The 24742-nt window shown below is 30.1% G+C and carries 17 protein-coding genes; 11 read left to right on the top strand and 6 right to left on the bottom strand.

Features of this window, described 5'->3' with window-relative positions:
* Nucleotides 1–91: 91 nt before the first annotated feature.
* The 5 genes from porK (at nt 92) to Lupro_RS11425 (ending at nt 5722) form a co-directional block, all read left to right on the top strand.
* On the top strand, nt 92–1450 hold the full coding sequence (gene porK / locus Lupro_RS11405) for a T9SS ring complex lipoprotein PorK/GldK (protein WP_068210376.1): 1359 nt from the start codon (nt 92–94) through the stop codon (nt 1448–1450).
* Nucleotides 1451–1492: 42 nt separating this feature from the next.
* Nucleotides 1493–2128: a type IX secretion system motor protein PorL/GldL gene (gene porL / locus Lupro_RS11410; protein ID WP_068210377.1), complete on the top strand. Its 636-nt coding sequence runs from the start codon at nt 1493–1495 to the stop codon at nt 2126–2128.
* A gap of 41 nt (nt 2129–2169) precedes the next feature.
* On the top strand, nt 2170–3699 hold the full coding sequence (gene porM, locus Lupro_RS11415; protein WP_068210378.1) for a type IX secretion system motor protein PorM/GldM: 1530 nt from the start codon (nt 2170–2172) through the stop codon (nt 3697–3699).
* Nucleotides 3700–3710: 11 nt separating this feature from the next.
* Nucleotides 3711–4613 carry a type IX secretion system ring subunit PorN/GldN gene (gene porN / locus Lupro_RS11420; RefSeq protein ID WP_068210383.1) on the top strand — a complete coding sequence of 301 codons (903 nt, stop codon included), beginning with the start codon at nt 3711–3713 and terminating at the stop codon, nt 4611–4613.
* 68 nt (nt 4614–4681) lie between these two features.
* Nucleotides 4682–5722, top strand: coding sequence for an NAD(P)/FAD-dependent oxidoreductase (locus tag Lupro_RS11425; RefSeq protein ID WP_068210387.1), 1041 nt, complete (start codon nt 4682–4684; stop codon nt 5720–5722).
* Here the strand turns inward: Lupro_RS11425 and Lupro_RS11430 are convergent.
* Entirely contained in the window at nt 5703–6101 is a 399-nt protein-coding gene (locus tag Lupro_RS11430) for a DUF983 domain-containing protein (RefSeq protein ID WP_068210388.1), read from the bottom strand. The genes Lupro_RS11425 and Lupro_RS11430 overlap by 20 nt on opposite strands.
* A gap of 110 nt (nt 6102–6211) precedes the next feature.
* Between Lupro_RS11430 and Lupro_RS11435 the strand changes: the two genes are divergently transcribed.
* From Lupro_RS11435 to Lupro_RS11450, 4 genes are all read left to right on the top strand, one after another.
* Entirely contained in the window at nt 6212–8128 is a 1917-nt protein-coding gene (locus Lupro_RS11435) for an ABC-F family ATP-binding cassette domain-containing protein (protein WP_068211627.1), read from the top strand.
* A 13-nt stretch (nt 8129–8141) separates the two neighbouring features.
* On the top strand, nt 8142–9077 hold the full coding sequence (locus tag Lupro_RS11440) for a 1-aminocyclopropane-1-carboxylate deaminase/D-cysteine desulfhydrase (RefSeq protein WP_068210389.1): 936 nt from the start codon (nt 8142–8144) through the stop codon (nt 9075–9077).
* Between the two features lies 1 nt (nt 9078).
* Complete coding sequence (locus tag Lupro_RS13880) at nt 9079–9867, top strand: glucosaminidase domain-containing protein (protein ID WP_068210390.1); 789 nt, start codon at nt 9079–9081, stop codon at nt 9865–9867.
* A 130-nt stretch (nt 9868–9997) separates the two neighbouring features.
* Nucleotides 9998–11746 carry a carboxypeptidase-like regulatory domain-containing protein gene (locus tag Lupro_RS11450; RefSeq protein ID WP_068210391.1) on the top strand — a complete coding sequence of 583 codons (1749 nt, stop codon included), beginning with the start codon at nt 9998–10000 and terminating at the stop codon, nt 11744–11746.
* A 113-nt stretch (nt 11747–11859) separates the two neighbouring features.
* Here Lupro_RS11450 and Lupro_RS11455 read toward each other — a convergent pair whose 3' ends face one another.
* Complete coding sequence (locus Lupro_RS11455; RefSeq protein WP_068210394.1) at nt 11860–12312, bottom strand: hypothetical protein; 453 nt, start codon at nt 12310–12312, stop codon at nt 11860–11862.
* A gap of 149 nt (nt 12313–12461) precedes the next feature.
* Here Lupro_RS11455 and Lupro_RS11460 point away from each other — a divergent pair, with 149 nt between their 5' ends.
* Nucleotides 12462–14405: a YgiQ family radical SAM protein gene (locus Lupro_RS11460; RefSeq protein WP_068210397.1), complete on the top strand. Its 1944-nt coding sequence runs from the start codon at nt 12462–12464 to the stop codon at nt 14403–14405.
* A gap of 67 nt (nt 14406–14472) precedes the next feature.
* A complete protein-coding gene (locus Lupro_RS11465; RefSeq protein WP_082703908.1) occupies nt 14473–16065 on the top strand; it encodes a mechanosensitive ion channel family protein in 1593 nt (530 codons plus the stop codon).
* A gap of 172 nt (nt 16066–16237) precedes the next feature.
* On the opposite strand, the gene Lupro_RS11470 is transcribed toward Lupro_RS11465, so the two are convergent.
* From Lupro_RS11470 to lysS, 4 genes are all read right to left on the bottom strand, one after another.
* Nucleotides 16238–18748: a zinc-dependent metalloprotease gene (locus Lupro_RS11470; protein WP_068210399.1), complete on the bottom strand. Its 2511-nt coding sequence runs from the start codon at nt 18746–18748 to the stop codon at nt 16238–16240.
* A gap of 101 nt (nt 18749–18849) precedes the next feature.
* Nucleotides 18850–20151 (bottom strand): carboxypeptidase-like regulatory domain-containing protein, encoded by a 1302-nt coding sequence (locus Lupro_RS11475; RefSeq protein WP_068210401.1) that lies wholly within the window; start codon nt 20149–20151, stop codon nt 18850–18852.
* A 178-nt stretch (nt 20152–20329) separates the two neighbouring features.
* Nucleotides 20330–22528, bottom strand: a complete 2199-nt coding sequence (locus tag Lupro_RS11480) for a DUF5916 domain-containing protein (protein ID WP_068210403.1) — start codon at nt 22526–22528, stop codon at nt 20330–20332.
* 349 nt (nt 22529–22877) lie between these two features.
* A complete protein-coding gene (gene lysS / locus Lupro_RS11485) occupies nt 22878–24578 on the bottom strand; it encodes a lysine--tRNA ligase (protein ID WP_068210405.1) in 1701 nt (566 codons plus the stop codon).
* Between the last annotated feature and the right edge of the window lie 164 nt (nt 24579–24742).

Below are 24742 nucleotides of genomic sequence, written 5' to 3' on the forward strand. Positions count from 1 at the left end.
GTTTTTTATTGTTTTAAACACATTAAAAAGAAAATATTGGTTTTTAAAATAATTAGTAATAGGTTTGCCTAAATAGATGAAGAAAATTATTATGAAGAAAATATCATTGTATATTTTAGTAGCTCTTTTGGTGTATAGCTGCGGCTCTAACGATCAAGGAGAGTTAGTAGGAGTTAGGTCAAAAAGCACTTGGCATACAAAAAAACCACTTGGAATGGTTTTAATTCCAGGAGGTTCTTTTACAATGGGAAAAGAAGATGAAGATGTAGCAGCATCTTTAAATACACCAACCAGAACAGTTACGGTTAGACCATATTACATGGATGAAACTGAAATTACAAATGCTGAATATAAAGAGTTTGTATATTGGGTTAGAGATTCTATTGTGAGAACACAATTGGCTTTATTATCAGAATTAATGTCTGAAGACGCCAATAAGGTGCTAGAGAATTATCAGTTTAAAAATGTTGATACCACCAAAATGACTCCATACCAAAAATATATGATGAATAATTACGGGAGTTTAGGAGATGTGAATTCCCCATTACAAGGAAGAGCCTTAAACTGGGATGAAGATTTGATTTGGGATCCAAATGATTTTCCAGATGAGTATTACTCTGAAGTAATGGACACAATGTATGTACCAATTGAAGATAGTTTTGATGGAAAAAGAATTTTAGACACCAAAAAACTTAAATATAAATACTCTTGGTTAGATAGAAGTTCTGCGGCAAGAAAAAAAGGAGCAAGAAAAGATTTTATAAAACAGGAAATTGTTGAAATTTATCCTGATACTACTGTATGGGTAAAAGATTTTAATTACTCTTACAATGATCCTATGCATCAAGATTATTTTTATCACCAAGCTTATAATGAATATCCTGTAGTTGGAGTAACTTGGAGTCAGGCAAAAGCATTTTGTAGTTGGAGAACAAAAAAGAAAAATGATTTTTTACACTCAAGAAAAAACCCAAGTTCAGTACCTGCTTTTAGACTAGCTACTGAAGCTGAGTGGGAATATGCTGCACGAGGAGGTTTAGAATATTCAACATACCCTTGGGGTGGCCCATATACCACAACTGATAGAGGGTGTTTTTTAGCAAATTTTAAACCTAGTAGAGGAAATTATGCAGTTGATGGAGCCTTATATACAGTAGAAGCAAAATCATATAACCCAAATGATTATGGGTTGTACAATATGGCGGGTAATGTTTCCGAATGGACGAACACTGCTTATAGTGAAGCATCATATTATATTAGCTCAACAATGAATCCGAATGTTGAAATGCCAAAAAATCACAGAAAAATAATTAGAGGAGGTTCATGGAAAGATGTTGCCTACTTTTTACAAGTGAGCACACGTGATTATGAGTATGCCGACTCAGCTAGAAGCTATATTGGATTTAGAACTGTGCAAGATTTTCTTGGAACTAACATAAATGGAGAATAAAAATAAACCCTAACCCTAACCGAAAACTTTAAAACTTAAATTATGGCACAAAGTAGAAACACAAAAAAATTATTTAATTATGCTTATGGGATTGGAGCAGCAATAGTAATTTTAGGAGCATTATTCAAAATTCAGCACTGGTCAGGTGGTGGAACAATGCTTTCAATAGGTATGATTGTTGAAGCAGCTGTATTCTTTGTTTCAGCGTTTGATTCAGTTGATGAAGATTTAGATTGGTCTTTAGTGTACCCAGAATTAGGAACTGGAAATGCAAAAGATAAAGATAGAAATGAAGCTAGAGAATCACAAAGTTTGCTATCTCAAAAATTAGATGATATGCTTAAAGATGCCAAATTAGATGCCAGTTTAATGTCAAGTTTAAGTGAAAGCATTCAAAATTTTAAAGGGGCAGCAGAAAATATTGCACCTGCAGTAGATTCAATTGCAGCAACAAATAAATATAGTGAACAACTTTCGTTGGCTGCTGCACAAATGGAATCATTAAATAGTTTATACAAGTTACAACTTGATAGCACTAGCAGACAAGCTGAAATTAACGAACAGGTTACCATAAATGCAGGTAAATTAAAAGAGCAAATGGAATCTTTGACTACCAACTTATCCTCACTAAATGATGTGTACGGAGGTATGTTATCTGCAATGTCAAATAAGAACTAATTAGTTGAAAAACTATTATATTAACCAAAAAACTAATTAGAATGGCTTCAGGTAAACTCTCACCAAGGCAGAAAATGATTAACCTTATGTACTTAATTTTCATTGCAATGTTAGCAATGCAAATGTCTAAAGAAGTACTTTCTGCTTTTGGTTATATGAATGAAAAGTTGACGGAAAATAACGTTACTACTTCAGCAAAAAATGCTGCTACTCTTCAAAATTTGTCAACGAAGGCTCAAGAACAACCAGAAAAATACGCTAGTTTGTTCACTGTGGCAAAAAAGGTAGATGAACTTTCTAAAAATTTCAATAATTATCTAGCTGATAAAAAAGAATTTTTCTTGTCTAAAGTTGATGATCCTACCAATTACGAAACAATGGATAATGCCAACATTGTGAACGAATACTTTTTTAAAGGAGATAAATTTACTGCAGAAGGACAAGAGTTTTTAGACCAAATTAATAATTATAGAAACGCTATAGTTAAACTATTAGGAGATAATAATCCACTGACAAAAAATGTAAATAAGAGATTTGACACATCAGATCAAGATACAGAAGATGGTAAACAGCCTTGGTTAAAAAACAGGTATGAAGGTTTTCCTTTAATATCTACAATAACCAATTTAACTTCTTTACAAACTGATATTGTAACTACACAATCTGAAATTTATGGAAGCCTTTTGGGTGGACAATTAGAAAGCGATGTTTCTATGTCTAACTATAAAACAATTTTAATTCCAGAAAAATCAGCCTTCTTTCAAGGTGAAAATTTCAAAGGAAAAATAGTATTAGGTAGATATGATGCTTCTTTAAAACCTTCAGAAGTTGTTGTGAATGGAAAAAATATCACAAAATTAGAAGACGGAGGAGCAATATTGGATTTCCCAGCAGGAGCGGTTGGTGAACGAGAGATTAAAGGAAAATTTGTTTTCATTGAAAATGGAAAACCTGTAGAAATACCAATTTCAAGCTCTTATGCAGTTATACCAAAACCAAATAGTGCTGTTATTTCAGCCGATAAAATGAATGTTGTGTATAGGGGAGTGCCAAATCCTATGACAATTTCTATTCCTGGAATACCTGATAATTTAGTTAAAGCTAAGGGTATTGGGTTAAATAAGGTTAGCGGATCTGGAAAGTATGTTATGACACCCAAATCTGGAAGAGAAGTGAAAATTAGTGTTTCAGGAAAATTGCCAAACGGACAAACAATAACGACATCACAAAATTTTAGAATTAAAGATATTCCTTCTCCAAGAGGCTCAGTTAGAAAAGAAATGGGGTATGTGAAAATGCCTAAAACAACTTTAGCTAAAGTTACTGTTGGTGCTGAATTACCAGATTTTGATTTTGATTTAAAATTAAAAACCTCAGGTTTTACAGTAAAGGTACCTGGACAATCAGCAGTTGTTGTTAAAGGTAATAGAATGAGTGCGCAAGCATTAAAAGCAATTTCAAAAGCAAAAAGGGGTGATGTAATTGCAATATTTGATATAAAATCATCGTTAGTAGGAAATAATTCTTATAAGATTAAAAATGCTGCGGCAGTTAGTATAGAAATACAATAAAATAATTTTAAATGAAGAATAAGAAAAATATTGGAATTTTTATTTTGGCATTTGTGCTTTTCAATGCTACATACGCACAGTCAAATTTATTGAATGCGAAAAAACCTTCTGATATTGGGAAAAAGACACCTGAGCAATTAGCGGTTGATAATGATAAACCATTAGAATATGGTTATATAGACGATAGAGATATTTTGTGGTCTAAAGTAGTATGGGAATATATAGATTTAAATGAGAAAATTAATTTGCCTATGTATTACCCTGTAGATACTACAAATGTTTCAAGAAGTAGGCGCTCATTATTTGATACGCTTTTAAGAGGTATTAAAAGTGGTCAAATTACCGAAGTTTATGATGATTCATATTTCACTGCAAAAATGACAAAATCTGAAATAAATGCAAAACTCTTTAGAATTGATACTACAGATGTTGGTTTTGATGAATTGAATGCAGGAAGCACAAATATTGAAGAATATATTGATAAAATTAACCTAACCTCTCAAGATATTGAAGGTTTTAAAATAAAAGGACTTTGGTATTTTGACAAAAGACAAGGAGAATTAAAATATCGTTTGCTAGCATTAGCACCTGTTGCTCCTGATGTACAAACAATGGGTAGAGATGATATGGATATTTCAGAACAATTAGCGTTGTTTTGGGTTTGGTTTCCTGATGCAAGAAATACACTTCATGAGATGAAGGTTTTTAATCAAAAAAACTCGGCATATCCAATTTCATTTGACCATTTATTAAATGCAAGAAGGTTTAACTCAATTATATATAGAGAAGAAAATATTTATGGAGATAGAGATGTAGCTGAATATGTAAAAGGAAATGCGTTGTTTCAAGTAATGGAGTCTAATAAAATAAAAGATGAAATTAGAAACAAAGAATTAGATATGTGGAACTACTAAATTACCAAATTGTAAAATAAAAACTCTTGCTAATTGCAGGAGTTTTTTGTTTTATATAAAATGATTTTATGCAGGTAGATTATATTATTGTAGGTTTTGGTTTGGCTGGATTAGCCTTTACTGAAGAATTAGAAAAACATAAAAAATCATTTGTTGTATATGAAGATAACTCTCAAAATTCTTCAATTGTTGCAGGAGGTATGTATAACCCTGTAATTTTAAAACGGTTTACACCTGTATGGGATGCTGTTGGCCAACTAAAAATAGCAATGCCATTTTATCAATCTTTAGAAAAAAAATTCAATAAAAAGTATAACTACTCCACAAATATTTACAGAATATTTAAATCAATTGAAGAACAAAATAATTGGTTTATTGCTTGTGATAAACCATTGCTTACTAACTTTATGGTTCCCAAAATAATAGATGCTAAAATTGAAGGAGTTGTTGCAAACTACGGCTATGGAAAATTAATAAATACGGGTAGAATAGACACCAGCTCACTACTTCAAGATTACCGGCAATATTTGTTGAAGAAAAAAACAATCAAATATGAAAGTTTTAACTACACGGAATTAAAAATTGGTAAAAAAATCATTGAATATAAAAATGTGAAAGCATTAAAGGTTGTATTTTGTGAGGGTTTTGGTATGGTTAAAAATCCTTTTTTTAATTACCTTCCAATGCAAGAAGCCAAAGGAGAATTGATAACCATATATGCTCCTGAATTACATATAGATTTTTTAATAAAAGCAGCAGTATTTGTTCTTCCTTTAGGCGATAATTATTATAAAATAGGGGCTACTTTTAATTGGAAGGATAAAACAAAAGAACCTACGCAAAACGGAAAGCAAGAGCTGATAACGAAATTGAATTCCTTTATAACTGTTCCTTATACTATTGTTGACCATACAGCTGGTATTAGACCAACAGTTAAAGATAGAAGACCCTTGGCTGGAAAACACCCAAAGTATCAAAATTTAGCTATTTTAAATGGTCTCGGAACACGTGGGGTTATGATTGCTCCAACTATTGCCAATAAGCTTTATAATCATTTGGAAAACAAATTTGAATTAGATAAAGAAATTTCTATTGCTCGTTTTGGGTAATTTTATGTGTATCTTTTTGATATTTTATAAATAGATTAATCCAAATAATTCGTGAAAGCCTAATAGTAATAGGAACTGTTAACACTAAAACAATTACAATAGGAATGAAAATTTGAATTAAATTTAAATTAGAAAACAAGGTTGCAATTGTAAATGTAACTATTGAGAGGCCAACAGTAAGCGCATAATTAACATACATTGCCCCATAAAAAAAAGAAGGTTCTATAGTGTATTTTAACCCACAATTAGAACATTTTTCATGCATTTGAAAGGCTTTATGAAGTTTTAAAATATTTTTTTCTTTCATAAAATCACCTTCATGACATTTAGGGCATTTGTTAAAAAAAATACTGTATAGTTTGGTTCCTTTTTTTATCATTTCTTATCAAAAAACAAAATTAAAAACTTTAATTGAGTGGCAAACTTTTTTATAGTAAGTTTGCAATGTTTTTATTAAAAAACAAATTTACATTAAATTATAAAATAGGAATGCTTAACGTACATAATTTAACAGTTTCATTTGCAGGATCTGATTTATTTTCAGGAATTACCTTTAAGTTAAATAAAGGAGATAGAATAGGATTGATAGGGAAAAATGGTGCAGGAAAATCTACCCTTTTAAAGGTAATTTCTAAAGATATAGAAAGCACAAGTGGCACTATGGCATTTGATAAGGATGTGCGTATTGGTTTTTTACGTCAGGATATAGATTTTGAGGAAGGGCGAACAATTTTAGAAGAAGCTTACCAGGCTTTTGAAGAAATTAAAAGACTAGAAATTAAATTAGAAAAAATAAATCAAGAATTAGTAGAAAGAACCGATTATGAAAGTGAATACTATCATGATTTAATGGTAGATTTAAATGAATGTACGCATAGATATGAACTGTTGGGAGGTTATAATTATAAAGGAAATACTGAAAAAATTCTTCAAGGGCTTGGCTTTCAAAGGGAAGATTTTGATAAACTGACTAATACTTTTTCTGGTGGATGGAGAATGCGTATTGAATTAGCTAAATTATTATTACAAAACAATGATATTTTATTATTAGATGAACCAACCAACCATTTAGATATTGAATCTATTATTTGGTTAGAAAATTTTTTAAAAAATTACTCAGGAGCTATTATGTTAGTTTCGCATGATAAAATGTTTTTAAATAATGTTACCAACAGAACTATTGAAATTTCTTTAGGAAAAATATACGATTATAAAAAACCGTATTCTCAATTTTTATTGTTACGTGGTGAGATAAAAGAAAAACAATTACAAGCACAAAAAAACCAAGAGAAAGAAATAAAAGCCACTCAAATATTAATTGATAAATTTAGAGCTAAAGCCAACAAAGCATCTATGGCACAATCTCTAATAAAAAAATTGGATAAGGTAGAGCGTATAGAAGTAGATACAGATGATAACGCTGTAATGAATGTTCGCTTTCAAGTTTCAAAAGATCCTGGGAAAATTGTTATTGAAGCCGAAAATTTATCTAAAAGTTATGGTGACAAACACGTATTAGAAAATGTAAACCTATTAATTGAACGAAATAGTAAAATTGCCTTTGTTGGGCAAAACGGACAAGGGAAATCTACTTTGGCAAAAATTATTGTAGGCGAAATAGCTTATGGAGGGCATTTAAAATTGGGACATAATGTAGAAATTGGATATTTTGCTCAAAATCAATCTGAGTACCTTGAACCAGAAAAAACGGTTTTAGAAATTATGGAAGATGCATCTACAGATGCAAACCGCGTTAGGGTAAGAGATATGTTGGGAGCCTTTTTGTTTGGAGGGGATGCAGTAGATAAAAAAGCTAAAATGCTTTCGGGAGGAGAAAGAAATAGATTGGCTTTGTGTAAATTATTATTATCACCTTTTAACGTGTTAATAATGGATGAGCCAACTAACCATTTAGATATCGCCTCTAAAAATGTACTTAAAAGTGCATTGAAAAAATTTAAAGGAACTTTAATTTTAGTATCGCATGACCGTGAATTTTTACAAGGTTTAGCAACTACTGTTTATGGTTTTAAAGATAAGGAAATTAAAGAATATTTAGGAGACATAAATTATTTCTTGGAACAACACCAAATAGAAAATTTACGTGAAGCAGAAAAAAGAACTATTGTTGTAAAAAAGAAAGGTACTACTAAAAACGAAAAGGTTCAAACAAGAAAAATTGAAGATAAAGAGCTTAAAAAGCTAAAAAATAAATTAACCAAAATTGAAACGCAAATTGATGAATTAGAAATAGAAATTTCTGAAATGGATGTAGCATTAGCTGAAGATTATGAAATAACTTCAACAAAACCCAACTTTTTTGAAATTTATAAAACTAAAAAACATACAATAGAAAAGCTAATGGAAGAATGGACCTTACTTGAGGAGAAATTAGAGTCCAATTAAACCAATAAAAAATTTGTTTTTAGAAACTAAAAATAGTAGCATTCAACAAGTTCATTTTTCAGAAATTGAAAATAGTCAAGTTTCTGTTTTCATAAAAAGAGAAGATGAATTACACCCCTTTATTTCAGGAAATAAATATCGAAAGCTAAAATACAATTTAGAAGAAGCAAAAAAACAGCATAAAACTACATTACTTACTTTTGGAGGTGCATATTCTAATCATATTGCTGCTACTGCAGCAGCAGGTTTTGAGTATAATTTTAAAACCATTGGAATTATTAGAGGAGATGAATTGGCAAATAATTCACAAGAAATAATTCAAAACAATCCAACATTAAAATTTGCTTTAGAACATCAAATGCAATTCCATTTTGTTTCCAGAAAGGAATATAGAAATAAAACATTAAAAGAATTTATAGCCAATTTACAGCGGCAATTTGGTGATTTTTATCTAGTTCCAGAAGGAGGAACAAATCATTTGGCAGTAAAAGGATGTGAAGAAATTTTAACTAGTAATGATGATAAATTTGATATAATATGCTCAGCGGTTGGTACTGGAGGTACTATTTCAGGAATTATTAATTCACTAAAAAAAAATCAAAAAGCAATTGGGTTTCCAGCCTTAAAAGGAGATTTTCTTCAAAATGAAATTAAAAAGTATGTACTTAAAAATAACAATTGGATTTTAAATACTGCATATCATTTTGGAGGATATGCAAAAGTTTCTGAAGAATTAATTATATTTATAAATAAATTTAAAAATGAAACACTCATACCTTTAGATCCGGTTTATACAGGTAAAATGATGTTTGGGATTGTAGATTTGATTAAAAAAAATTATTTTAAACAAGGAACTAAGATTTTAGCAATCCATACTGGTGGTTTACAAGGAATTGATGGCATGAATGTAGTTCTTAGTAAGAAAAAATTACCGCTAATTAGAAAATAAAATGAAACGTAATTATATCATTATTGGGTTATTAAGTGTTGGCTTGCTATTTGGCTGTAAATCAAAGAAAAAAATAGTAAATTCTTCTATAAAAAAAAACAATAGAGAGGTAATAGCTCCTGAAAATAGTGAAATAGTGACTACAAAACGGGCAATAAATACTTCTTTTAATTACTCAACCCAAGCGTATATTAAAAAGTATAAAGATATTGCTATGGAAGAAATGCGTGTTTATAATATCCCTGCTAGTATTACATTGGCACAAGGAATATTAGAGTCATCAAGTGGAAATAGTTTGTTAACTAAAAAATCTAACAATCATTTCGGGATTAAATGTCATAAAGGCTGGAAAGGTAAAAAAGTGTATCATGATGATGATGAAAAAGGGGAATGTTTTAGAGTTTATAAAAACCCTAACAATTCTTTTAAAGACCATTCAAAATTTTTAGCTACTCGAAATAGATATGCAAAATTGTTTAAGCTTAAAAAAAACGATTATGTAAAATGGGCAAAAGGATTAAGCACAGCAGGTTACGCAACAGATAGAAGGTACCCTGCTAAACTAATCGCAATTATTGAAAAGTATAATTTGCATAAATATGATACAGAAGTTTTAGGAAAGCCCTTCAAAAAATTAAAAGTAAAAAAGGCATCTAATCATGTTGTGTCTAAAGGAGATACGTTGTATTCAATTTCAAAAAAGTATGGCTTAACAGTTGATGAACTTAAAAAACTTAACGGACTTACTTCCAATAACATTACAGTAGGTTATACATTAATTTTGAAATAGAACATTTTTCAATTTTTTGACTTCGCTATATTCGTGTTTTTTTATTAAAAAATAAATAATTAAGAATTCTTTTTATTTAAAAACATTATATTTGATAAAATAGTCCTTAATCTCTTAAAATCAGTATTTTATGAGTAGTATTAAAAGAACAGGAATAAACATTATTATATGTGTTTTTATTGTTTTTTGTGTTCATGGTCAATACACATTGTATTCGCAAAATAAATTATATCAAGCTAAAAAAAATACTCCACTTAAAGAAATTTCAGGGACAGTTTCAAGTTTAGGTATTTTATTAAAGGATGTAAATGTGGTTGTTAAAAACACCAATCGAGGTGCTAAAACTAACAATAAAGGATTTTATGTTATTAAAGCAAAAGAGGGAGAGATATTAAAATTCACTTTTGTAGGTATGATACCTTTAGAGATAATTATTGAAGATATAACAGAAGTTTTAAATATTGAAATGAATGCTATTGTAAATAATTTAAAGGAAGTTACTGTTAATAATAAAAGAAAGAGAAAAGATAAATCAGGGTTAATGGGGAGACCTGATGTACTTACAACAACTTTTGGTAATATTAACACAGAAAAAGTAGGGTACTCAATTAATTATATAAATGGTGCTAACTTAAATTTAGCTGCAATAGACCTTTGGACAGCAATAAGATATAAAATGCCAAAACTGAGTAGAGGTATCTCCTTTTCTTTGAATACTCATCCCATTTGGGATATTGATGGTGTTATTTATGAAACTATTAACGGTCGCCCTCTTCCACCAATGGATTTAGTAAACGTAAAGGATGTATATGTAATTAGATCGTTAGCGGGAACAGTTAAATATGGAGCTGCTGGATCAAACGGAGTTATTGTAGTGCGAACTAAAAGTAGTACGTTTGATGATAAGCCCATAGCTTCAAAAACAAAATTATATTCGAATAAGAAGTACTACAAAGAAGATGCTGTTACTTTCAAAAATTTTGGAATAACTCAACCAGATTATTTTGAGGCTTTTGATTCAATTTTAAACCTACAGCAAGCATATTTAGAATACCAGAGGTTGCAGCCTTCATACAAGAACCAATTTGAATTTTATTTTGATATGGCCAACTATTTTCAACAAATTTATAAGGATGAAAAAGGTAGTTTAAAAATACTTTCAAAAATTGACACCCAATTTGAAAGAAATCCAGAAGTACTCAAAGTTTTGGCATATACCTATCAAAAGAGAGGATTAGACCAGAAAGCTTTAAAAGTTTATAAAAAAATAATTAAACTCAGACCTAGTTATGCACAATCATTTCGAGACCTTGCTAATGCTTACACAAATCTTAATCAATACCAAAATGCATGGAAAATGTATATGAATTATTTTTATAGAGGAAATAATATAGAAAATGAGGGAATAGGACAAATTATTTACAGTGAAATGGAAGCGTTGTTTGTACAACACAAAAAACAGGCTAACATAAAAGAACTCTTTTTAGTGAGAGATTCAGCAAATATTACGAAAGATGTTCGTATGGTTTTTGAATGGAATACTTCTGAAGCAGAGTTTGATATAGAGTTTGTAAATCCTCAAAAACAAGTGTATAATTTTAAGCACACTCTTTTAGAAAATAACAGCCGTATAAAACATGAAAAAACGCAGGGTTATTCATCGGAAACATTTTTTATTGAAAAATTAAATAAAGGAAATTGGTTTATTAATTTTACATATTATGGGAATAAAAAACACGTTTCAACATATTTAAAATTAGCTGTTTATTACAATTGGGGAAAGCCAAATCAAACAAAAGATATACATCTATTCAAGCTTAAAGATAAAAATATAAAATGGCAATTACTAGCTCTAAATAATGATTTTCTGTTACGGTAAGAAAAGACACTATCCTAAAAAGTGTGTAAGTTAAAAATAAATTAGTTTGGTTATTATTTAGAAAGGGCTCACTTCTAGGTGAGCCCAAGTTGTTGATTGATACTATACTCTTTTTAAGATTGTCTTTTAAATTTTTGTTGACCTTTTCTTTGAGGGTTATTGCAGCCTTGTTTAGACATCATTTTTCCTTTTCTCATCGTTTGCCATTTACTAAATTGCTCTTGATTAAGAATTTTTTGCATAGCTATTTTATGTTGTTGCATTCTATCTAAACGGCTACTTTGTAATTGAAATAATTCATCAGAACTTAGTGTTTTTCCATTTAGTTTTCTTTCTAGCATAGATTTTCTCATGGCTTGGCGAACCATTGCCTGATTTTTTTGTAAGTTAACAATGGCAGTTTGTTGCTCTTGACTTAAGTTCAATAGCATAGTCATTCTCTTTGTTTGCAAGGTTGCAATTTGTTCAGGTGTAAAGTTTTGATTAGCTCTTTTGCCATTGCCTTGTGCGTTTATTGAATTGGATAAGGCAATTATAATTACTAATAATCCTACTAATTTTTTCATAATATATTCTGTTTTAATTGTTTTTATAATACTAAGACATTTAAAGAGTTACAAGGTTTAAATTGTTAACAATCATTAACACTCGTTAACATTTCACCTGAAATTTTAGTTAATTTTAAATTGATTTATTTACTGTATTTTTGCAACTTATGATAAATAAGCTTTCAGATTGGTTGCCAACCACAAATAAAGAAGTGAAACTAAGAGGATGGGATTATTTAGATGTTATTCTATTTAGTGGAGATGCCTATGTAGATCATCCAGCTTTTGGACCGGCCGTAATTGGTAGAATTTTAGAAAGTTATGGTTTAAAGGTGGCTATTGTACCTCAACCAAGCGTGCATGATAATTTGCAAGATTTCTCAAAATTAGGAACACCAAGATTATTTTTTGGAGTAACTGCTGGTGAAATGGACTCCATGGTGAGCAATTATACCGCAAGTAAAAAACGTAGAGATAAAGATGCATACACACCAAATGGAGATAAAGGTTTTAGACCAGATTATGCCAGTATAGTTTATTCTAACATTTTAAAGGAAAAATTTCCTGATACACCAGTTTTAATAGGAGGAATTGAAGCCTCGCTTCGCAGAGTAACACATTATGATTATTGGAGCGATTCTTTAAAACCAACGATTTTAACCGATTCTAAAGCAGACTTGTTAGTGTACGGAATGGGAGAACAGCCACTGAGAGAAATAGTTAATCTATTGCAAAAAGGAGTGCCTTTTTCATCATTAAAAACAATTAATCAAACAGCTTTTCTTCAACAAAAAGAAGAGAAAATTCCTAAAAATAAACATTGGAAAGATGTAACTATAAACTCACATGAAGTTTGCTTAAAGAGTAAAAAATTATTTGCAGCAAATTTTAAAATTATTGAGCAAGAATCAAATAAAATAGCGGGGAGCAGAATTTTACAAAAGGTAGGAGATACTACTTTGGTAATAAACCCTCCTTATGCAACAATGACAGAAAAGGAAATAGATGCTTCTTTCGATTTACCTTTTACACGTTTACCACACCCAAAATATAACAAGCGAGGGGCAATTCCAGCGTTTGAAATGATAAAATTTTCTATAAATATTCACCGTGGTTGTTTTGGTGGTTGTAGTTTTTGCACTATTTCTGCACATCAAGGTAAATTTATTGCAAGTAGAAGCCAAGAATCTATTTTAAAAGAAGTTGATAAAGTTGCCAACATGCCCGATTTTAAAGGGTATTTGTCTGATATTGGTGGGCCTTCAGCAAATATGTACAAAATGAAAGGTAAAGTGCAAGAAATTTGTGATAAATGTGTTGCGCCTTCTTGTATTTCACCTATGGTTTGTTATAATTTAGACACTTCACATAAACCCTTAACAGAACTTTATAAAGCAGTTGATAAACACCCAAAGGTTAAAAAATCATTTATTGGCAGCGGAATTAGATATGATTTATTGGTGCCTGAATTTAATAAAAAGGCAAATGTAACTGAATTAGATGAATATACAGAAGAAGTAATTACAAATCATGTTTCAGGGAGATTAAAAGTAGCTCCAGAGCATACTTCAGATAATGTTTTGAAACTTATGAGGAAACCATCTTTTAAATATTTCCATAAATTTAAAGAACGTTTTGATAAAATAAATATTCGAAAAAAGTTAAATCTACAGTTAATACCTTATTTTATTTCAAGTCACCCAGCTTGTGAATTAGAAGATATGGCAAATTTGGCTGCTGAAACAAAAGATTTAGGATTTCAATTAGAGCAAGTACAAGGTTTTACACCTACACCAATGACTGTTGCTACGGTAATTTATTATAGTGGATACCATCCATATACACTTAAACCCACAAAAACACCTATTTCAAAAAAAGAAAAGGAAGAACAACATCGATTTTTCTTTTGGTATAAAAAAGAAAACCAACAATGGATAAGAAATACGCTAACCAAAGTTGGAAGAAGTGATTTACTTCAAAAATTAATTCCTTCAAATAATTCCTGGAGAAAAAATAAAGATACCAAAACCAAAGATACATTTGATGATACTGTAACTTTTATTTCAAGAAAGAAAAAAAAGTTCAATAGGAAAAACGTAAAAAATAATTGATTAACTACAATTAAGACTACAAATTAAAGTGTTAAATTTGATTTTAGTTATTAACCATATACATATTATGAGAAAAATACTTTTGTTTTTTTTGATGATTTCTTCAACATTAATAGCTCAAAATACTGTTAAAGTTGATTTAAGTAGTCCAAATGCTACAATATATACACATCTTTATTTTTTACAACCAGACTCCTATGAGCCTGAAAAAGCAGCAGCATCTATTTACGGTTATGAAGGAGAAGAAGCACAAGATATAGCTCTAAAATTAAAGAAAATTTTAGATGGAAAAGGACTAAAAGTAGATTTTAGCAAAGTGCCTACTGATAAAAATTATTCGGATACTATAGGATATAAAATAGGGCATAGATATGTGCTATTTCCGTATCAGATACCACAAATATATGTCGAAAAAATAGGAGAAAAATGGTACTATTCTAAAGAAACGGCAAGTCAAGTTAATACGTTATATAGAAGTATATATCCTTGGTATAGTGAAAAATTGCAGCAAGTAATTCCAAACTTTGGGCATTATAAACTTTTTAAAATTGAATTATGGCAGTATTTAGGCTTACTATTGCTTATAACAATTTGCGTGTTTTTATTTTTTGTGCTACGTAAAATAATATACTATACTCTTCGGAAACTGCAATTTAAAATTTTAAAGAAGTCCAATAAGAATATAAATTTGGCATTGAAAAAATTAACAAGGCCAATTGTATTGTTAATTTTAATTTGGCTTTTAAAAAAGATAGTACCTTCATTTTTACTTGATTTAGACATAAATGCTGCTCTATTTTTAGCTTTAAACATAATGACAACTGTTTTTTGGATTTATGTATTTTTAAAATTGGTAAAAGTATTTATGAGTATTTATGCAGATTTTGCGGAATCTACACATAATAAACTTGATGATCAATTAGTTCCAATATTGCAAAATTTTTTAACAGGAGTTGTCATTTTCTTAGGAATACTGAAATTACTAACCTTATTTGGTGTTGATCCTGCAGCCGTAATAGCAGGTGCTTCAATTGGGGGTATTGCAGTAGCTTTAGCATCACAAGATACCGTGAAAAATTTGATTGGGACTATTATGATTTTTGTAGATAAACCTTTTCATATTGGGGATTGGATTGAAGCAGGAGAAGTAGTTGGAACAGTTGAAACTGTTGGTTTTAGATCTACAACTGTTAGAGCTGCTGACACATCCGTTTATCAAATACCAAATAGTACTTTGTCTGAAATGGTTGTTAACAATAAAGGATTACGCGCATACCGTAGATATACAACTAATTTAGGATTGCGTTATGATACACCGCCAGAGTTAGTAGAAGCCTTTGTAAAAGGTGTTCGAAAAATTATTGAGTTACACCCTGATACTAGAGAAGAAGCTTTTAATGTTGAGTTTACAGGCTTTGGAGATTCGGCTTTATTGATATTGGTGAATGTTTATTTTACGGCATTAGATTGGAGTGTTGAACAAGCGGCAAAACATAGTTTACACCTTTCAATATTAAAATTCGCAAAAGAATTAGGAGTCGATTTTGCATTTCCTTCTACAACTGTTATGATAGAACAATTTCCTGAAAAAAAAGGATTAGCACTTAACTACGATGTTGAGAATAAAAGAATTCAACAAATAATTGATAATTTAAAATAGATTTGATGAGCATAGTTAATAATTTAAAGAGGCTGTCTGAAAAGTGTCATTCTGAATGTAAATGAAGAATCTCCTTGAAATTAAACACTTATATATCAAGATGTTGAGATTTTTCACTTTGTTCAAAATGACAAGTATAATTGTTTTTCAGACAGCCTCTTTAAATTTGCTTTTATCTAGGGTTTAAAATGGTATCAATACGTTTTACAATATCTTGTAAGTGATATTTTCTAAGTTTATTTGTTGTTGCGTTGGCAGCTCTTTTAGCATCTCTTTTAATGCTGTTTAATTCTCCACGAACTATAGGAATGATGTCAGACTGTTTTACGGTGACAGTTGTTCTTTTAACATAACTTGCATAACTACCAGAACTCTTTATTTTTTTAATATCTTCAGCTTTCATGATGTTTGCCAATTTTTCAATATAGGCTCTTTGCAAATTTCTTCGGTAGGTATCAATTTTTTTTCCTGTACGTAATTCAGACCATATATTATTACGTAAATCATCCATCATTGAAACTAAGGTATAAGCATTTGAGCCATTTAGAGTCTCATTTTCAATCATTCTCGTCATTCTACCTAAATTGAGAATGTTATTTAAAGTTTTTACTTGAATGGCTCTGATACGTTCGGTAATACCTGAATATTCAGTTCTTTCAATAATATTTTTATCAATCAACCAAGTTGGTGTTTCAAATAATTGGGTGTTTACAAATTTCAAACAATTTTTTTGATGTTCTTTATCAACATAAGTATATACAGCACCTTCTTGATCGTACGTTTTGTAGTTTTCATATACGCCTCCAATGTTTGAAGAAACATGACCCATGTACCTATTAAATTGTGAAATTACATGACCATACATTGTTTTCAAATCATCATAATTTTTACCCTTTTCAGCAGTCCAATTAATTAAATTAGGAACAATACGTTTTAAATTTGCAATACCATATTTACTAGCTTTAATTGCATCATCACCTAAATCTTCAGTTTGAGAGCTGGGGTCTACAACACTTCCTGCTTGTTGATGCCCAAAACGATATAAGGGATCTCCGTCATGTTCTAAAATCCAATTATCCAATGTTTCTTTTTCATCTTTTGCAGTTTTGGCATCTAAAATAGGGCGATATCCCCAACGAATTGCATATTTATCATAAACACCTATGTTTGGCATTAACGCAACTCCCTTATCTCCAGGTTGAGCAACATAATTAAAACGAGCATAATCCATAATTGCAGGAGCTGTACCATGTTTTTTTGTAAATGTTGCTGAGCGTAAAGAATCTACAGGGTAGGCAGAACTACTTCCCATATTGTGTGGTAAACCTAATGTATGACCAACTTCGTGAGAGGAAACAAATTGTATAAGTTCACCCATAACATTGTCTTTAAATTCTGTGGTTTGTGCTTCAGGGTTTATTGCTGCTGTTTGAACAAAAAACCAACCTTTTAATAAGCTCATAACGTTGTGATACCAATTAATATCAGATTCTAAAATCTCACCAGAACGTGGGTCACTAACGTGAGGTCCGTTTGCATTAGGTATAGGTGAAGCTAAATACCGAACTACTGAATAGCGAATATCTTCAGGACTCCACTCTGGATCTTCTTCTTTTGTAGGAGGATCTTTTGCAATTATTGCATTTTTAAATCCGGCTGCTTCAAAAGCAACTTGCCAGTTTTCAATACCTTGTTTTATATGTTTTCTCCATTTTTTTGGAGTGGCTCTATCTATATAATAAACAATTTGTTTTTTTGGTTCAACCAATTCTCCACGTTTAAACTTTTCAATATCTTCTTTTTTAACTTCCAATCGCCATCTATCTAAAAAAGTAATTTTATCACTTTTTTGAGCTTCAGAACCGTAATCTGTTTGGCTCGTAGTAAACCAACCTACTCTTTCATCAAAAATTCTACGCTTCATAGGTTCTTTAGGCAACAATATCATAGAACTACTCATTTCTACAGAAACAATTCCTGTACTTGAGTTTGTAGGAGGAGCACTAGCAGCGTATGTTTTTACATGATGTACTTCAATATTTTTAGGGTAACTTTTTATACTTTCAATAAAAGATTTTTTAGTATCTAATTTTGTTATTTTATAACTTTTTCTAACAGGTGAAGGCAAGCCTAATGCTTTTACATCTGTAGAAAATAATTCAGTGGCATCAATTACAGTAGCTGTTTTTTCATTGTTATAAGCTTTAATAGGAAATGAAAACAATACAGGTTCAAAGTTTGAATTAACAACAGCCTCATGAACAGGGAGTTCTTTATCGGCAACAGTATTATAGGATACAACTCTCAATAAGACAGTTTTCCCTTTTTTTTGCCAACGTAAAACTTGTGTGTTTGTTTTTTGCCCTCCAAAACTCCTGTTATTTGAAGTGTTTTTAGCAATACGAGTTACCATTAAAAATTCTCTCTCAAAAAGTGAATCGGGTATTTCATACAAATACGTATCATCTATTGTATGAATTTTAAATAAACCATCATCGGTTTTAGCTTCTTTGGTTACAGCCTTATTGTAAGGCTGAATGGCGTTCTTTTTTGGTTTAGGTGGTGGTGTAGGAGTTACAGCTACATCTTTTTTCCTTTTTCTCTTTTTTTGTGCTTCTACAGTTGAAGAAAAACCAATAACTAACATTAAAGTTAGTAAATTGACTAAAATTTTTTTTGGCATAAATTAACGTTTATTTAATAATGAGCAATAAAAAATCGAATATATTAAACAACTCTGTAAAACTTCTTAAATATTTGTTAAAGAATATATGTTACAAGAAGCTAATTGTTTTTTCTTTTTTTCAACTGTTTCTTAATCTTTCTGATGGCAGATTCAATAGGTTTCTCAGGTTCAATAACATTGTATTTTCCCCAGAAATTTGGATCTGAAAACCCAGAAGATTTATCGCTCATTATAATAGAAGATCTAAGTCTGTTTTTAGGTTTAATTAATTTTTTAGTGATGTTGTTTTTCCAATCTGTTATTGCCATTTCCATAGTTGTATAGTAAATGGTATTAAATAATCGTTTATCCCAATTAATTTTAAACCCAAGTTGAATTCTACTGTAGCCATAATACCATTTCCCGTTTTTCTCACGATAATCAATTTGATAAGTCGCTTCTACGGGGTATACTTTAGCTCCTTTTGGTTTTTTAACAATAAAAATTCTACTTGCTTTTTCTTTGTCCTCAAGATTTAGTTTAAACTTGGCATTGGTTAAGGCTAGTGATTGTGCATCTATGTATAATTTACCATAAAATAAAGGAGTTTTTACGTATTCTTTTTGTTTAAAATTGATTACGTAAATAGGCCTATTATCAATTTTTGTAGATTTATCAAAGGTAAAATCGTAGAGCTCTATCATATCTTTACTAAAAAATAAATCAGGATTTTTCATAACATCAATGTATATTGAATTGTATGGACCTCCTTTAAGTTTAAAAGCAATGGTATCTAATCTTGAATAATCGGTACTTTTACGAGATTTGTACAGCTTTAAAATATCTTTTTTAGTATTAGTGTAAGGTTGTTTATTAATTTCTACAACTGCTTCTGATAGTGAAACATAACTTCTTCTCTTTTTGATAGTTTCTCTATAAAAAGCAGTCATTGTTGTTAGTTTGTCAAAATAGTTCTCCTTTTTTCTTTTTAAAACTTCTAAAATTAAAGATTGAGCATCTTTTACAACAATTTTAATTTCAGAAAGCTCTTCAATATATGTTTCAAGTTTTATGGTAGTTTTAGTTTTGAAATCAGATAAATTTAAAACTTTACTTGTGTATCCTAAGAATGAAATAGTTACATCGGAATTAGTATACTTTTTTGGTACTTTTAATAAAAATTCACCTTGTGTATTTGTAACGGTACTTATATTTGTCCCATTTACGGTTAGTGAAGCAAAAACTAATGCTTTTTTAGTTTTACTATCAACAACTTTACCTTTGTATTTTTTAAAGCTTAAAGTATCTTTTATAATTTTATTAGAGGCAAAACTTTTATTTTGAAACCCAAAACCAAACAGCAATAACAGAAGCGTGGTAGCTAGTAAATTTTGACTTAGTGTAATTGCTTGTTTTAACATGGCCTACAAGTTTAAATTAAACATTTAGTAAGAGACACAATATAACAATTAATTTTATAAAATTAGGCTAGAGGGTTATGAAATTGTACTGTAAATAAGTAAATTAACTTTTTTTTAAGAGTATTTTGTATCCGTATTGATAATGTGAAAAGTACACTTAAATTTTTTTTGAAGATTGTTAGATATTAAGCCAATATGTTAGCTTAACATTAAATGAACGAGTTCTTGGAGTAAAAACATTTTCAGTAAAGTAGTTATCGTTATAAACTACAAACAAATCTGAAAGAGGTGCAAAACGCCATTGTAATCTAGTATTTACACTAAAATTATTTCTTTGACTGTTGTACTGAATAAAAGTAGCCCAAAATAATTTTTTATTGAAGGTAATATCCATTTTTGGACCAATGAGCCAAATTGAAGCATTTGGGTATGGATTAGGTAAAACTATTTTATTGTAATTTAACTGAATTGAACTGGTAAAATAAGGTTGTAATCTTAAAGTTAATTGGGTTTGTATTGAGTATTTCTCACCATTGTAAAATTTACCTACTGACGGTTTTAAATTATAAGAGAATTTTTTTCTCCTGTCTGATCTAAAAGACACATTAATACTTGTGTAATAATAATTTTTATTGTTGGGAAGTGGAATAGCTCCATCGGTTCCTGTTGGATCAAAACTATAATATAAATGTGTATACCTGTTGAGCATTTCAAATTGTAATTCAGAGGTATTCAAAAAACTTGCTTGCCAAGCACTAATAATTGTATAATCAGAATTTTCAAAATTGAACTGAGGCTTCCATAAAAATATTGGCATAATTGAAAAACTGTGTTTTTGAACTTTTCCTTTTTCAGGCCAAAAAACACGTTCTAATCTAGGTGATATTTTAAAGATGTCTGTTCTATTAATAAAACCAAGATCTGAACGGAAATTATCACCAACATAAACGCCACTTAAACGTATTTTAAATAATCTACTGTTAAACTCTGTTGAAACGCCTGCAGAAACATCTTTACTATTTACATTGGGTGAAAATGACTTGTGAAAAAAGTATTTTCCAACCCAGCTATTATCAGAAGATGCTAATCTATAATCAATACCTAAAACTCTATTATATTTATCTTTATCTTCTAAAAAATCATAATTTTTTGTAGCTTGTTTATTAATAAACATAACACTTAAATTAGATCGGCTAAATAATTTTTGTTGTATGGTTATTACGGTATTATTTGTAGTAGGGATATTATTCTTAAGATCTTCAGCAGTTTGCATATTTAATATTCCCAAGCGGATATTATTATTTAGTTTCCCACTTAACCTTACACCTCCAATAATATCATTTTCTATATTATTACCTTCTTTATCTGTAGCAATACCAATACGTCTTGAGAAAAAAGGATTGGCATCTCTATTATTTCCAAAATCTCCAAAAAGATCGCTGTTTTCAATAAAAAATTGTCTTCGTTCTGGTAGAGAAATTTCAAAACGAGTTAAATTTGTTACCTGCTCATCAACCTCAACTTGTGAAAAATCAGGATTTAATGTAATGTCTAAATTCATGCTATTTCCAATAGTAAATTTAGCATCACCGCCAATTTTAAAATCGTTTATAGATTTACCCGTTTCATAATCTTTAGATACAATGGTATTAACAAAAGGTATTATGGAAATAGGAGATCTAGATTTACCTAATGGCTTCTCAAATATCATATCACCCATATATGCTAAACTAAAAATATACTGATTTTGAGGAATGTTCATCCATGTGCTTTGCTCATTATCTTGTGTATCAAAGTGATAACTGTTAAACCTCCATTTCGTTTCTCCTTCTCGGTATTTAAATGCTGAAAGAGGAATCATCCATTCTACAGTATAATGATCTTTGTGAATTTTAGTTTCACCAATCCATTTGGTATCCCAATTTGTATTAAAACCTCTAAGTTCAGTTCCTCCACCAGAAATTAGAGCTTCTCTACGTACACCATAAGGATTTGTACCAAAGAAAAAAGCATTAGTACCATCATTAAATGTGTCAAAAAGTAAACTTATATTATCATTTCCTGAAGCTCTAAAATCACGACGTAAAGAAGGAATTATATAATCTTCACCTTTCGCATTTACCCTCATTCCTATGTATAAGTTTTTATCATCAAATAGCATTTTAATTTCTGTTTGCTGTTTAGCTTGAATGGAGTCCGTAGGAAAGTACTGCCAGAAATTTTTTGCTGGTGCTGCTTTGCTCCAAGCAGCTTCATCTAAAACAGCGTCAATAGTAATAGGTTCATGAATATATTTTACATGTATTACTTTAGTTTTAGTTTGTGAAAAACTTATAAAAACATTCAGTAGTGCAACAAAAATAATTAGTTTTCTCAAGGTGAAATGGTTAAGTGATTTCAAAAATAGAATAATAATCTAATTTTTTGCTGTGTTTTATGTGATTTTTATTTTAGAATAAAATATGTAGGTGGTATTTATTAAATTAGAGTGATAGTTTAATTGAATAGGTTATATTACGTAAGGTTTATTTGTGAAGACACAAAAAAGAGGCTGTCTAAAAAGTGTCATTCTGAATGTAAATGAAGAATCTCCTTGAAATTAAACACTTATATATCTAGATGTTGAGATTTTTCACTTTGTTCAAAATGACAAGTATAATTACTTTTCAGACAGCCTCTTATATGATGAGATTCTGAATCAAGTTCAGAATGACGTTTTTTTTAAATTATGTTAGTTCAACAAATAAGCCGTTATCTGTATTGTTAACTTTTGCTAAACCATTTTTAGTTAAGCCCTTTAAGGTTTTATCCCATTTTTTATTGCTTAAACCACTTTGAGTTTTTAGGTCGTTCAATAAAGCTGGTGAATTTGTCTCTATCATTTTTAGCAGTGCTTTCTCTTCATCATTCAATTCAACAGAAGGTGCTTTTTTCTCTGGTTTCATTTGAGGAAAGAAGAGCACTTCTTGTATAGAACTGTTGTTGGTCATAAACATTACCAATCTATCAATTCCAATTCCAATACCTGATGTTGGAGGCATTCCATACTCTAAGGCACGAATAAAGTCTTGATCAATAAACATGGCTTCATCATCTCCTTTGGCAGATAATTTTAATTGATCTTCAAAACGTTCACGTTGGTCTATTGGGTCATTTAATTCAGAATATGCATTTGCTAATTCGCTTCCATTCACCATTAATTCAAAACGCTCCGTTAAATCTGAGTTTGTACGGTGTTCTTTTGTTAACGGACTCATTTCCTTAGGGTAATCTGTTATAAAAGTTGGTTGAATGTATAGGTGTTCACATTTTTCTCCAAATAGTTCATCAATTAATTTTCCAACACCCATTGTTTCATCAACTTCAACGCCAACTTTTTCACAAACTTCTTTTAATTCCTTTTCTCCCATACCCGCAACATCATAACCTGTGTGAGTTTTAATAGCTTCTAAAATTGGAACTCTTGGGTATGGTGCTTTAAAACTTACAGTGTTCTCTCCAATTTGAACTTCAGTAGTACCATTTGAGTCAATTGCTACTTTTTCTAATAGTTCTTCTGTCATACGCATCATCCAATTATAATCTTTGTATGCAACATACAATTCCATAATTGTAAATTCAGGATTGTGTGTTCTATCCATTCCTTCATTTCTGAAGTCTTTTGAAAATTCATAAACAGCATCAAATCCTCCTACAATTAATCGTTTTAAATACAATTCGTTGGCAATACGTAAATACAAAGGAATGTCAAGCGCATTGTGATGGGTCATAAATGGCCTAGCAGCAGCTCCTCCAGGAATTGGTTGTAAAATGGGTGTTTCAACTTCTAAATACCCTTTGTTATTTAAAAATTCACGAATTGAATTGGTTATTTTTGTGCGTTTAATAAAAGTTTCTTTTACATGGTCATTTACAATTAAATCTACATAACGTTGGCGGTAGCGTTGTTCAGCATCAGAAAAGGCATCATGTATTTTTCCATCAGCATCTGTTTTCACTACAGGCAGTGGTCGTAAACTTTTTGAAAGTAGGGTAAGCTCTTTTACTTTTACAGAAACTTCACCAACATTAGTTTTGAAAACGGTTCCTTTAATACCAATAATATCACCCATATCCAATAATTTTTTGAATACTGTATTGTACATAGTTGGATTTTCTTCGGAAGAAATTTCATCACGATTTACATAGATTTGCATTTTGCCACTTGCATCTTTTAATTCAGCAAAAGAAGCCTTTCCCATAATTCTACGGCTCATCATTCTTCCGGCCAACACAACTTCTTTCCCCTCAAAATCATCAAAATTTGATATAATATTGTGAATGGTTGCAGTTGTTTTAAATTCTTCTGCAGGATAAGGGTTAATACCTAGTTCACGTAGTTTTTGTAAGGATTCTCTTCTAACTATTTCAAGTGCTGATAATTGCATGCGGTGTTTTTTGTAGTTTATTTATAATAACAGTTTGCAAAGATACAATCAATTCAGAAAAATAAGTAATTTCAAAAGAAAAAGTGTTTACAATTTGAATATGAATTATAATTTATATATTTGTAGACCGCATTTTGGTGCGGCTTAGTTGTGTTGTTTGACGT

It is taken from the genome of Lutibacter profundi (genome assembly GCF_001543325.1).
Taxonomy (GTDB): domain Bacteria; phylum Bacteroidota; class Bacteroidia; order Flavobacteriales; family Flavobacteriaceae; genus Lutibacter; species Lutibacter profundi.

Bases quoted from the DNA above. Each gene is read 5' to 3' on its own strand.
- Lupro_RS11475 (WP_068210401.1), bottom strand. From the start codon at position 20,151: ATGTTAAAACAAGCAATTACACTAAGTCAAAATTTACTAGCTACCACG.
- Lupro_RS11450 (WP_068210391.1), top strand. From the start codon at position 9,998: ATGAGTAGTATTAAAAGAACAGGAATAAACATTATTATATGTGTTTTT.
- Lupro_RS13880 (WP_068210390.1), top strand. From the start codon at position 9,079: ATGAAACGTAATTATATCATTATTGGGTTATTAAGTGTTGGCTTGCTA.
- Lupro_RS11425 (WP_068210387.1), top strand. From the start codon at position 4,682: ATGCAGGTAGATTATATTATTGTAGGTTTTGGTTTGGCTGGATTAGCC.
- porN (WP_068210383.1), top strand. From the start codon at position 3,711: ATGAAGAATAAGAAAAATATTGGAATTTTTATTTTGGCATTTGTGCTT.
- porL (WP_068210377.1), top strand. From the start codon at position 1,493: ATGGCACAAAGTAGAAACACAAAAAAATTATTTAATTATGCTTATGGG.
- porK (WP_068210376.1), top strand. From the start codon at position 92: ATGAAGAAAATATCATTGTATATTTTAGTAGCTCTTTTGGTGTATAGC.
- Lupro_RS11455 (WP_068210394.1), bottom strand. From the start codon at position 12,312: ATGAAAAAATTAGTAGGATTATTAGTAATTATAATTGCCTTATCCAAT.
- lysS (WP_068210405.1), bottom strand. From the start codon at position 24,578: ATGCAATTATCAGCACTTGAAATAGTTAGAAGAGAATCCTTACAAAAA.
- Lupro_RS11430 (WP_068210388.1), bottom strand. From the start codon at position 6,101: ATGATAAAAAAAGGAACCAAACTATACAGTATTTTTTTTAACAAATGC.
- Lupro_RS11465 (WP_082703908.1), top strand. From the start codon at position 14,473: ATGAGAAAAATACTTTTGTTTTTTTTGATGATTTCTTCAACATTAATA.
- Lupro_RS11470 (WP_068210399.1), bottom strand. From the start codon at position 18,748: ATGCCAAAAAAAATTTTAGTCAATTTACTAACTTTAATGTTAGTTATT.
- Lupro_RS11435 (WP_068211627.1), top strand. From the start codon at position 6,212: ATGCTTAACGTACATAATTTAACAGTTTCATTTGCAGGATCTGATTTA.
- porM (WP_068210378.1), top strand. From the start codon at position 2,170: ATGGCTTCAGGTAAACTCTCACCAAGGCAGAAAATGATTAACCTTATG.
- Lupro_RS11460 (WP_068210397.1), top strand. From the start codon at position 12,462: ATGATAAATAAGCTTTCAGATTGGTTGCCAACCACAAATAAAGAAGTG.